Below are 12,382 nucleotides of genomic sequence, written 5' to 3' on the forward strand. Positions count from 1 at the left end.
GGCGCTTTCCCCCGATCGCATGAGCGGAAAGGCCCCTTCGCCGCAGGCCTCGCGGCCCACGTGGGCGACGGAGGTTCGGAAGTGTCGCGAAAGCCACTTTCGCGACGTCTGATGCCCCGAAAGTGGCTTTCGCGACACCGGGGCCGGTGGGCATGCGAGCGACCGGACACGCCGCGTTCGTCTTGTCCTCGATGACAGTCACTTCTCAGCGCTCGAGCTTGGGGATGGTGGTCCGGGCGGATTCGGCGGGAGCCTCGGCCTTGCCGGCGCGCAGTTCCTCGATGCGCTCGGCCAGGGTGGCCACGGTGGACGCTTCGAACAGCGTCTTCATCGCCAGCCGCGTGCCGGTGGCCTTGCGCACCTGGGCGATGAGCTGGATGGCGACCAGCGAGTTGCCGCCGAGGGCGAAGAAGTCGTCGTGCACGCCGATCTTCTCCACGCCGAGCAGCTCGGTCCACTGCCGGGCGATCTCGGCCTCCAGCTCGGTGCGCGGGGCGACGTAGTCGTCCTCCGACACCACCACCGCCGTCTCGCCGGGTTCCTCCAGTTCCTCGGCACCGACCTGGCGCTCGATCAGCTCCCGCACCGGCAGAGTGGTGATCACCACGTGCCCGCCGAGGCCGGGCGCCAGCGCCCGGACGAACGCCTCGGCACCGTCCACCGGCCGGATCCCGGTCGACATGCCCGCGGTGTCCACAGTGGACGCAGAAGCCAGGCCACCGCTGACGGCTTCCTGATCGACCTGGCGCAGCACGAAATCCTCGATCGTGACGAGCACTCGGCCGGTCTCGTCGCACAGCGAGAGATCGGCCGCCACCACCTGGTCGCCGCCGGAGTCGCGGTAGCGCAGGTGACTGCGGAAACTCGCCAGGAGGACGTCGTGCACGACGATCCGGCCGTAGCTCATCGGCAGGTAGGTGCCACTCCCCCGACCGCGGCCGAACGCGGTCGCGACGTCCAGGAGTGCCGGGTGCAGGCCCCAGACGCCGATGTCGCCCGCCGCCGCGTCGGACGCCGTGATCGTGGCCAGCTCCTCCTGCGCGCCGATGCGGTGTTCACGCAACGCCGCCCAGCGCGGGCCGAAGGTGACCATGCTGGTACGGCCAGTGCCGAAGCCGTGCCCGTCGTCGATCGGCTCGGTCCGCCCGGTCACCGCCACGATGTCCACAGTGGACAGCGGCACGGCCGGGACCCATCCGGCGGATCCGCGCACGTGGGTCCGGCTCGCGCCGGCGACGTGGCTGGTCACGGTGAATTCGTCGCCGTCGAACTCCACGCGGTACTCCGCGGTGGAGCCGTCCGGGACGCCGAAGGGCTCCAGGAACGCGACGTCCCGCAGCTCGACGACGTGTCCGTCGCCAGGTTTCGGCAGCGCCGCGGCCACCGCCGCGCGGACGGTCTCCAGGTGTCCCGTGCCCGGGACCACCGGCACCCCGGCGATCCGGTGCTCGTCGAGCAGCCAGTGCGTGGCTGCCGAGACGAGCCCGTGCGCGCCGTCCTCGGTGCGCGTGGTGAGCACGGGGTGCTCGACCGGGCCGAGCGCCCGCGACCGGGTGGTGCGGATCGTCGTCGGCGCGGCCACCTCCGCGGCCATGCCGACCTCGTCCCAGCCACCCCAGGCGTGCGACACCAGCCGCGCCCGCCAGCCGTGGCCGCCCCGCGCGTAGGCGTCGAGGAAGTTGTTGGCGGCGCAGTAGTCGACCTGTCCGATGCCGCCCACCGCCGCGGTGATCGACGAGCACAGCGCGACGAAGTCCATCGGCAGGTCGGCGAACGCCTCGGCCAGCGCCAGTGTCCCGGCGATCTTCGGGGCAAGCACGGCCTCGGCCGCCGCCCGCTCCTTCACCTCGGCGACGCCGCCGCCGGGCAGCCCGGCAGCGTGCACGATCCCGTCGAGACCGCCGAACTCGCGCTCGGCCAGCTCACGCACCTCGCGCAGCCGCGCCGCGTCGGTGACGTCGGCGGCGACGACGTGCACCACCGCGCCCGCGGCCTCCATCCGCCGCACGGCGAGCATCGCGCGCCCGGCGCGGTCGGTGCCGCCGTGCGCGGCGAGGTGCGCGTCCCACTCCGCCCGCGGCGGCAGCCCGGCGCGCGTGAGCAGCACGAGCTTCGCCCGCACCCGGCGGGCGAGGTCCTCGGCGAGCGTGATGCCGATACCGCCGGTCCCGCCCGTGATCAGGTACCGGCCGCCGTCGCGCAGCACCGGTTCGGCGGCCTCGGGCAGGGCGAGCTGGGTGTAGTCCAGCACCCAGCGACGACCGGCCCGGAGCGCGACCTCGGCCGCCGCGTCGGCCGGGCGGAACAGCTCGGCGATGGCGTCCTGCAAGCGATCGGTGTCAATCCGGCGCACCACCGTGCCCGGCACCTCCAGCGGCACCACCCGCGCGATCCCGGCGAGGGTCGCGTGCTCGGGCCGGGTCAGATCGGTGCCGGCGACGTCGGCGGTGCCGGTGCTCAGCACGTCGATCCGCACCGGCTCGCCCCACGCCTGGACAAGGTTGAGCACGCTGAAGAACCCGTGGTCCTGGGCGGCCATACCGCGCTCGTCCCCGGCCAGCGTCCAAGCGTGGACGACCCGCTCGGGCCGGGTGGACAGCGCGGCCACGAGGGCGTCGTAGTCCTCGCGCACCCCGGGCCGCACGGTGAATCCGGTCTCCGTCGCGGCGAAGCCGTCGCCAGGGCGCACCTCGGTGACCGTCACCCCCGCATCGCGCAGCAGACCGGGCAGGACGTCGTCGGCGGCGAAGACGAGCGCGTTCGCGAACGGCTCGCGTCTCAGCTCCGGTTCCGCCTGCCGCCACGCCGGGACCGCGAACCACTCGGACAACGGCAACGGACCGGTCGACCGCACGGGCTGGACGGCCGTCGCCGGGTCCGGGTCGACCCAGTACCGCTTGCGTGCGTACGGGTAGCCGGGCAACGGGACCCGGTTGCCGGGCGCACCGAACGTCCGCGGTTCGAGGGAAACCCCGTTCGTCCACAAGAGACCGGCCGCGCCGTACAGCGTTTCGACGTCGCCGATGCGCTCGGTCCGGCCGGGCAGGCTCGGCTGCGGCGCGGGCATGCCCTTGGGAACCTGGCCGCGGGACAGCCCGGACAGCTGATGCCCCGGCCCGCATTCGACGAGCGCCCACCGGCCGCCGCGCGCGAACAGATTCTTGACGCAGTCGCCGAACCGGACGGCCTGACGCAGGTGCGAGGCCCAGTAGGCCGGGTCGGTGGCCTGGGCGTCGGTGATCCAGTCACCGGTGACGTTCGACAGGAACGGCAGCGCGGGCGCGGCGCGGGTGACGGCGGTGACGGCCGCGGTGAACTCGGCGAGGATCGGATCCATCATCGGCGAGTGGAACGCGTGCGAGGTCACCAGTTCGCGGCACTGCACGCCGCTGGACTTGAGCGTCGCCGCGAAATCCGCGACCGCGTCCGACGGCCCCGCGACGACGCAAGTGCCCGGTCCGTTCACGCCGGCGATCGCGAGCGTGTCCGGCAGCCGTGAGGCGACGCTCTCCTCGTCGAGCTGGACGGCCAGCATCGCCCCGGCGGGCATCGACTGCATCAGGCGGCCGCGCGTGGCGACCAGGTTCAGCGCGTCCGGCAGGGTGAAGACCCCGGCGACGGTGGCGGCGACGTACTCGCCGACCGAGTGGCCGATCATCGCCGCGGGCCGCACTCCCCAGCTCTGCCACAGTTTCGCCAGCGCGTACTCGACGACGAACAGCGCGGGCTGGGTCACGCGGGTTTCCCGCAGCGCCTGCTCGCCACCGGGCCGGAAGATCAGGTCGCGCAGCTCCGGCAGCTCGGTTTCGAGCAGCCGCAGGCATTCGTCGACGGCCGCGGCGAACACCGGCTCGGCGTCGTACAGTTCGGCGCCCATCCCGGCGTACTGAGAACCCTGCCCGGGGAAGAGGAACGCGACGTTCGTCTCCCCGGCTTGTGCGGACACGAGGCGCCGGGAGTCGCGCAGCCCGTCGACCGCGTCCTCCGGGTCACGGGCGACGACGACCGCGCGGTGCGGGTACTCGGTGCGCCCGGCGGCCAGGGTGTACGCCACATCGGCGAGGTCGAGGTCGATGTCCCCGGCAAGCCGCTCGGCGAGTTGGTCGACCGCGGCCGAGAGCGCTTCCGTGGTGTTGGCCGAAATCCGCAGCAGATGCGCGGGATGCGGCGTCCGGGACCGCTGGGGGCTCGGCGCCTCCTCCAGCACGACGTGCGCGTTGGTGCCGCCGACGCCGAACGAGCTGACGCCCGCCCGCCGCGGCACCCGGTCCGCCTCCCACTTCGTCACCTCGCGGGCCGGATAGAACGGGCTCGCCGGGAAGTCGATACCGGGGTTGGGTTCGTGGTAGTTGATGGTCGGCGGGATCAGGCCGTGTTCCATGACGAGTACGGCCTTGATCAGCGAGACCACGCCCGCCGCCTGCGAAAGGTGGCCGATGTTGGATTTCACCGAGCCGATCGCGCACCAGCCGGTGTCCGCGATCCCGTTACTGTACACAGTGGACAGTGCGGTGATCTCGATCGGGTCGCCCAGCGCGGTGCCGGTGCCGTGCGCCTCGACGTAGCCGATGGTGCGCGGATCGACCCCGGCCATGCCGACGGCCTGTGCGACCGCTTCCGTCTGCCCGGACACGCTGGGCGCGGAGAAACCGACCTTGGTGGCGCCGTCGTTGTTGATCGCGTTGCCCAGCACGACACCCCGGATGTGGTCGCCGTCCTCGATCGCCTGCGACAGCCGCTTCACCAGCACGACCCCGACGCCGCTGCTCCAGACCGTGCCGTTGGCGTCCGCGTCGAACGCGCGCACGTGGCCGTCCGGCGAGGTGAAGCCGTCGACGCCCATGTAGCCGACACCGTGCGGCATCTCCACGTTGACGCCGCCGGCCAGTGCCATGTCGCACTCGCCGTTGCGCAGCGCCTCGCAGGCGAGGTGCACCGCGACCAGGGACGTCGAGCAGGCGGTGAACACCGCGAGGCTCGGGCCGCGCAGGTTGAGCTTGTACGACACCGAGGTCGTCAGGTAGCTCGGCTGGTTACCGGTCGAAATGCCGATCCCGCCGTGCTGCGAGGCGAGGAGCCGCTCGTTGCGCAGCAGGTTCTCCGTCAGGTAGCCGGTGCCCCCGGACCCGCCGTAGACGCCGATCGCGCCGTCGAAGCGGGCCGGGTCGTAGCCCGCGTCGGTCAGCGCGGCGTGGCACGACTGGAGGAACAGCCGGTGCTGCGGGTCGGTGATCTCGGCTTCACGGCTGGTCATGCCGAACAGTTCCGCGTCGAACTCGTCGAAGCCGTCGACCACGGCGGTGGCGTTCACCCAGCTCGGGTCGTCCACTGTGTCCGGTGCGGCGCCGCGGGCGATCATCTCCTCGCGGGTGGCGGGCACGATCGACTCGACGCCGTCGACGAGGTTGCGCCAGAACTGCCGCGCGTCGCGCGCGCCGGGCACGCGCACGTCGAGTCCGACGATCGCGATGGGTTCGGCTCCGGGATCGCCGGTGCCGGTTTCGGGGAGGTGGGTCACGGTGGTGCTCCTATCAGGGGCCGGCCGGGCCGGCGGTGCGACGGGGTCTTCTGGTCTGGGTGCGGCCGCGGCGGGCGGCGACGCGTTCGGCGGCGCGAGCCAGCTCCAGGCTGGCGGCGCCATCGGAGTGCAGGTGCGCGGCGAGGGCGCGGACGGTGGGATGGGTGAACAGGTCGACCATCGGGATCCGGCGGGCGAGCCGGGCGGTGACCTGGGCGTGCACCTTGGCGAGGGCGAGCGAATGCCCGCCCACGTCGAAGAAGTTGTCGGTGTGCCCGACTTCGGCGACGCCGAGGACGTCGCACCAGGCCCGAGCGATCACGGCCTCGGTCGCGGCGAGCACCGCCGGGTCCGCGGCGACCGACGGCGGCCGTGCCCGGACGCGGGTCGTCGCGGCCGGAGCGGCGGTGCGGACACCCGCCCTCGGCAGTTCCGGCACACTCGTCCCGACCGGCGCGTCCGGCGCCGCGGCCAGCGCGCCGAGCAGGGCGACGTAGTCCTCGGCGAGCCCGGCCATCCTGGTGTGGTCGAACAGGTCCGGGTTGTACAGCAGTTCGACGCCGTCGTCGTGGACGTACACCGTGAGGTCGAACGGCGACCCCGGCTTGTCGACCGGTAGCCACGCCGAAGCCACGCCGGGCAGGTCGAGCCGCGGCTCGGCGAAGTTCAGGACGTTGAACATCACCTGCACGAGCGGCGCGTGCGCGGGATCGCGGGGCACGCCGAGCGCCTCGACGAGCCGCTCGACCGGCGCGGCCGGATGCGCGGTCGCGGCGAGGAGTTCCGCGCCGCCGTCGCGGACGTGCGCGGTGAAGTCCGCGGCGTCGTCGGCCCGCAGCCGCACCGGCACGATGTCCACGAAGAACCCCGCGACGTCTTGGCTTTCGGCGAGCTGCCGGTCCGCGACGACCGTGGCGACCAGGTGGTCGGCCGCGCCGGTGAGCCGCCGCAGAAGCTGACCGAACGCGGCGAGCAGCACCCCGGCGCGGGTCGTGCCGGTGCGGGCGGCCAGCGCCCGCACCGATTCGGCGGCACCGTCCGGAAAGGACTGACGCAGGCTCGCACCCCGGTAGGTCTGCACGGCCGGGCGCGGCCGGTCTCGCGGAAGGTCCACTGTGGTCGGTGCACCGGTCAGATGTTCTTTCCACCAAGCGACATCCACGGCCTCGCGGCGTTCGTCGCGCCCGGCCCGCCACACCGCGTAGTCCGCATAGGACGCCACCGGCGGCGGCAGCGGCTCGCCCCGGTAAGCCGCCGACAGGTCGGCGCACAGCAGGTCCTGCGACCAGCCGTCGAACACCGCGTGATGCAGCGTGAAGCCGAGCACGTGTTCCGTCTCGCCGAGCCGGTAGAGCCGCACACGCCAGGGAGCTTCACGGTCGAGGTGCACCGGCGTCGCGGCGTCGGCGGCCAGCCGGGCCCGCAGACCGTCCTCGGTCACCGGCGCCACCGGCAGCGGAACGTCCGACGGCGGCAGGCGATCCGCCACCGGCGCGCCGTCGACGGCGCGGATCCGCCAGCGGAGCACGTCGTGCCGCTCGGCGACCGCGCGCAAGGCGTGGCGGAGCGCGTCGACGTCCAGCGCGCCGGTCAGCCGGAACGCCATCGCGATGTTGTACGGCGCGGCGTCCGGGGCGAGCTGGTCGAGGAACCACATCCGCCGCTGCTGCGGGGACAACGTGGGCGCGTGCCCGGTGGTCAGGCCCGGCCCGGTCAGCGGCGCCGCGGCCGCGACCCGCCGGGCGAGCCCGTCGAGCGTGCCGCCTGCCAGGACGTCCTCCGTGGCGATGTCGGCGGCGAGCTCCGTCCGCAGCGCCGCGACCAGGCGCATCGCGGCGATCGAGTTCCCGCCCGAGGCCAGGAAATCCGTCCCCGCGCCGTCGCCGAGCACCCGCCGCCAGATGGCCGCGACCGCGCGTTCGGCCGGGGTGCCGAGCGGCCCGAGGTCCTGTTGGCCCGCCAGCGCCGCTTCGGCCAGATCGCGCAGCGCGGGCCGGTCGATCTTGCCGGTGAGCGGGTTGACCGGCAGGCGGTCGAGCACCCGGACCGCGGCGGGCCGCATCGCCGCGGTGAGCCGGTCACGGCCGAGTTCGTCCACATCGGACGGTGCGGAAGCCGGTGCCACGAAGGCGACCAGCCGGGTGCCCGCCGGTCCGGGAACGGCTGTCACGGCGGCGGCTTCGACGTCCGGATGGGTCGTGAGCGCGGCCTCCACCTCACCCAGTTCGATCCGCTGGCCACGGACCTTCACCTGACGGTCGGCGCGCCCGGCGAACTCGAGCCGCCCGTCGGGCAGCTGGCGCGCCAGATCTCCGGTGCGGTAGAGCCGCTCCCCCGGCGTGATCGGGTCGTCGACGAACTTCGCCGCGGTCAGCTCCGGGCTGCCGAGGTAGCCGAGCGCGAGGCCGGGGCCGCCGATGAGCAGCTCGCCGATCTCGCCGGGCGCGACCGGCCGCAGCTCGGTGTCCACGACGTACGCCCGGTGGTTCGGCGTCGGGCGGCCGAGCGGCAACGGGTCGGCGGGGACGCCGGTGACCTCGTCGGTGACGACCACGACCGTGGTCTCGGTCGGGCCGTAGGCGTTGAAGAACCGCCGTCCCGGCAGCCAGCGCGCGGCGAGCTCCGCGGGCACCGGCTCGCCACCGCAGGCGATGACACGCCAGCCGGGGACGGCCGCGGGGTCCACCATGGACAGCAGTGTCGGCGTGACGAAGCCCCACTCGACGTCGTGCTCGACGAGGAACCGCCGCAGCCGTTCGGGGTCCGCCCGGTCGGCGACCCCGGTGAGCTGCACCGATCCGCCCTTCGTCAGCGGGACGAACACGTCCATCGTGAAGGCGTCGAAGGCGAGCGAAGAGATGCCGAGCGCGCGGGCGCCGGGCCGGATCCCGAGGGCGGCGGCGAATCCGGTCACGAACGCGACCACGTTGCGGTGACTGGTCAGCACGCCTTTGGGACGGCCGGTGGAGCCGGAGGTGTAGAGAAGGTGGACGAGGTCGTCCGGCCCGGCGGGGCACTCGACGGGTTCCTCGACGGGCGGGGGCACGTCGAGCGCCTCGATGCCCGCCGTGGCACCGAATTCGGCCCGTGCGCGGTCACCGACGACGAGGGAGACCTCGGCGTCCGCGGCGATTTCGGCCAGCCGCGCCTTCGGGCCGCCCGGCTCGAGCGGTACGTAGGCGGACCCGGACAGCAGCACCCCCACGACGGTCGAGATCAGCTCCGGGCGCCGGTCGGCGCAGACGCCGACGCGGGTGCCCGGCCCGGCACCCCGGGACCACAGCAGCCGCGCGACGCCGGTCGCCGACGCGACCAGTTCGCGGTAGGTCAGCCGGGCGTCCCCTTGCCGGACGGCGACGGCATCGGGGGTGCGCGCGGCCTGGGCGAGGATCAGCCCGGTGAGCGTGGTGTCCGGATAGGACAGTGGCGGGCCGTGGCCACCCACGACGGGCAAGGTGTCGGTCACCGAGGGGTCTCCTGGTCGGTTGTGTGCTGACGCGGTGGGTCGATCCAGTGCCGCTCCCGCTGGAACGGATAGCCCGGCAAGGGGACCCGGCCGGGATCGCCGTCCGCCGCCCACTCGACGTCGCCGCCCGCGACCCACTGAACGGCCAGGTCCCGCTCTGCCCCGGCAGGGCCTTCGACGTCGGTTCCGTTCGCCAGCACCGCGTCGAGCGCGGCGACCGCCGACTCGACCGAATCCGCCACCACGGCGGCCCGGCACGCGAACGCCCGGCGGACCGAAAGCGTGTACGCCGTGTCCCCGAGGTCCGGCGCGTCCGCGGAGAGTCGGTCGCGCAGCCGGGAAACCGCCTCACGCAACGCCTTCGCGTCACGCGCGGACACCGGCAGGACGAACGGACCGCTCGCCTCCGCCCGTGGTTGCCCGGCGGGGGCCTCCTCCACGATCACGTGCACGTTCGTGCCGCCCATGCCGAACGAGCTGACCCCGGCCACCCGCCGCTCACGGTCGGGCCAGTCGGCGGCCTTCGCCGGGACGTACCAGGGGCCGCCCGCCAGATCGACCTCCGGATGCGGGGCCGTGAAGTGCAGGTTCGGCGGGATGACACCGTGCCGCACGGACAACACGGCCTTGATCAGCCCGGCGATACCGGACGCCGCGTCGAGGTGCCCGATGTTCGTCTTCACCGAACCCAGCGCACACGTTTCCGGCGACACGTCCCGGTAGACGCGGTTGAGCGCGGCCACCTCGATCGCATCGCCCAGCGGAGTGCCACTGCCGTGGGCTTCGAGCAGCGCGACCTCGTCCGGCGCGACGTCCGCGAGGGCCAGCGCCTCGGCCACCGCGGCCGCCTGCCCGGCCGGTCCCGGCACGGCGTAACCTGCACGGTCCGCGCCGTCGTTCGTGATCGCCCAGCCGGGCAGCACGGCGTAGATGTGGTCGCGGTCGGCGACCGCGTCCGCCAGCCGCCGCAGCACGACGGCCCCGGCGCCCGAGCCGAATCCGGCACCCGCCGCGGCGACGTCGAACGCGCGACACCGGCCGTCCGGCGACACGAGCCCGCCGCTGCGATAGCGCGGCCACGTCACGCTCGCGCCGCCGGCCAGCGCGACGTCGCACCGGTAGTCGAGGAGGCTCTGCGCGGCCAGCGCCACCGCCGCGAGCGAACTGGAGCACGCGCTCTGCACGGCCACCGCAGGCCCGGTCAGCCCGAGCCGGTAGGCGACCTGGCCGGGCAGGTGGTCGGTGAGCTGACGGCCGGGCAGCCGCCCCTCCCAGTCGTCCGGGTCGATGTCGCCGGTCACCGCCGGGTTGCCGAACAGGTGGAACAGGAAGTAGCGGTTCACCGAGGTGCTCGTGAACACCCCGACCGGCCCGGTCTCGGCGGCGGGGTCGCGGCCCGCGTCCTCCAGCGCCTGCCAGGCCGTTTCGAGGAACAGGCGGTGCTGCGGGTCGGTCCGTGCGGCTTCGTCGGCGGTGAATCCGAAGAAACCGGCGTCGAAGTCTTCGACACCCTCGATCCGCCCGCCCGCCCGCACGTACGCCGGGTCGGCACGCAGGCGCGGTCCGATGCCCAGCGCCGCCAGCTCGTCGTCGGTGTAGTCGTGGATCGAGTCGACGCCCGCGCAAAGGTTCCACCAGAACGACGCGGCGTCCGGCGCGCCCGGGAACCGGCAGGCCAGCCCGACGACGGCGATGAGATCCCCGGCCTGCTCCTCCGCGGTGACCGGCGGCAGAGTGTCCGAAGTGGACTCCGTGAACCAGGCTGCCTGTCCGGCGATCGTCGTACGCTCGAACAGCGCGAGAAGCGGGACGTCCACGCCGAATTCGCCGGCCAGCCCCGCCTGCACGCGGCCGAGCCGCAGCGAGTCGCCGCCGGCGTCGAAGAACGCCTCGCTGCGCCCGACCCGGTCACGGCCCAGGACGGCGCACCAGATCCGGTGCACGCGTTCCTCGTCCGGGGTCAGCCGCTCGTCCGGGACGGTCGCGGCCGCCCGCGGGTCCGGCAGCGCCAGCTCGTCGAGTTTCCCAGTGACGGTCAGCGGAAAACCGTCCAGCACCGCGACGGCGGCGGGGACCGAGTAGCCGGGCAGGACGTCCGACAGCGCGGCCCGCAAGGCCCGGCCGTCCGGACGCGGGCCGTCCGCGGTCACGTAGGCGAGCAGGTCGCCGTCGCGCACGATCGCGCGGGCCTCGGCCACGCCGGGCTGTTCGGCGAGGCGGGCCTCGATCTCGGTCAGCTCGACCCGGAAACCGCGGATCTTGACCTGCCGGTCGAGCCTGCCGAGGCAGACGAGGTTCCCGTCCGGCAGCAGCCGCCCGAGGTCACCGGTCCGGTAGCGGCGGCCGCCGTCGGCCGTCACCCCGAACGCCGGGCTCGGCTGGTCGAGGTAGCCCTCGACGAGGTGCCGCCCGCGCACTTCGAGTTCACCGCTGTCCAGCACGGTGAGCGTGAACCCGGGCAGCGCACGCCCGATCGGCAGCGGCCCGTCGGCGTCCGGGCCCAGCTCGGCTGCGGTCGTCCGGTAGTGCGCCGCGAAAGTCACCTCGGTGGCGCCGTAACCGTTGACGAACACGCAGTCCGGCGCGAACCGGCCGCGGCGGACGTCGGCGTGGGTCGCCTGCTCGCCGCCGAGCAGCACGGTCCGCACGGACGGGAGGCCGGTCTCGCCGAGGACGTCGAGCAGGTGCCGGTAGACCGTCGGCGTCGAGTGGTAGACGGTCACCTCATGCCTGGCCAGCTCGCGTGCGGCGTGGGCGAGACCGTGCGCGCGCAGGTCGACCGGCACGAGCGCGGCGCCGGTGAGCAGGGCGGGGTAAAGGTCCGGGATCGCCGCGTCGAAGCCGAACGACGCGAGCAGGCTGAGCCGGTCGGCCGCGGTGATACCGAGCGCGGCGATCTGGTTGTCGACGACGTGCAGGAGATTGCGGTGAGTCTGCGCGACGGCCTTCGGCCTGCCGGTGGACCCGGAGGTGAACAGCACGTACGCCGGGCTGTCCGGATCGGTTTCGGGTACCGGGAGCGGCGCGGTCTCGATGCCGGAGCGCACGAGCCGCGCGGATCCGGTGCGGCACAAGGACTCCGCGAGCTCGACGTACTCGGGATCCGCGAGTACGGCGGTCACCCGTGCGGCCGCGAGCTGGTACTCGAGACGTTCCCGGGGAAAGGTCGGGTCCAGCGGGACGTAAGTGCAGCCTGCGGCGAGGGTGCCGAGGATCGCCGCGATCGCGGCGCTGCCGTGCCCGGTGACGAGCCCGACCCGCTCCCCCTGCCGGACACCGGCGTCGCGCAACCGCAGCGCGCGGCCGCCCGCGAGCCCGGCGAGCCGGGCGTAGGTGAGCCCGGCGCCGTGCTCGAAAACCGCGACCCGGTCGGGCGATTTCCGGGCGTGCACATCGAA

The 12,382-nt window shown here is 73.7% G+C and carries 3 protein-coding genes; all 3 read right to left on the minus strand.

The features are described from left to right. Nucleotides 1-205 precede the first annotated feature (205 nt). The 3 genes from AJAP_RS22585 to AJAP_RS22595 are packed head-to-tail and all read right to left on the minus strand — an operon-like array spanning nt 206 to nt 12,376. Entirely contained in the window at nt 206-5,518 is a 5,313-nt protein-coding gene (locus AJAP_RS22585; RefSeq protein WP_038515031.1) for a type I polyketide synthase, read from the minus strand. Between the two features lie 13 nt (nt 5,519-5,531). Continuing rightward, nucleotides 5,532-8,984 carry a non-ribosomal peptide synthetase gene (locus tag AJAP_RS22590; protein ID WP_038515033.1) on the minus strand — a complete coding sequence of 1,151 codons (3,453 nt, stop codon included), beginning with the start codon at nt 8,982-8,984 and terminating at the stop codon, nt 5,532-5,534. Further along, a complete protein-coding gene (locus AJAP_RS22595; protein WP_267284087.1) occupies nt 8,981-12,376 on the minus strand; it encodes a beta-ketoacyl synthase N-terminal-like domain-containing protein in 3,396 nt (1,131 codons plus the stop codon). Before AJAP_RS22595 ends, AJAP_RS22590 begins: the two co-directional genes overlap by 4 nt. Between the last annotated feature and the right edge of the window lie 6 nt (nt 12,377-12,382).

The sequence above is a fragment of the Amycolatopsis japonica genome (assembly GCF_000732925.1).
GTDB lineage: Bacteria > Actinomycetota > Actinomycetes > Mycobacteriales > Pseudonocardiaceae > Amycolatopsis > Amycolatopsis japonica.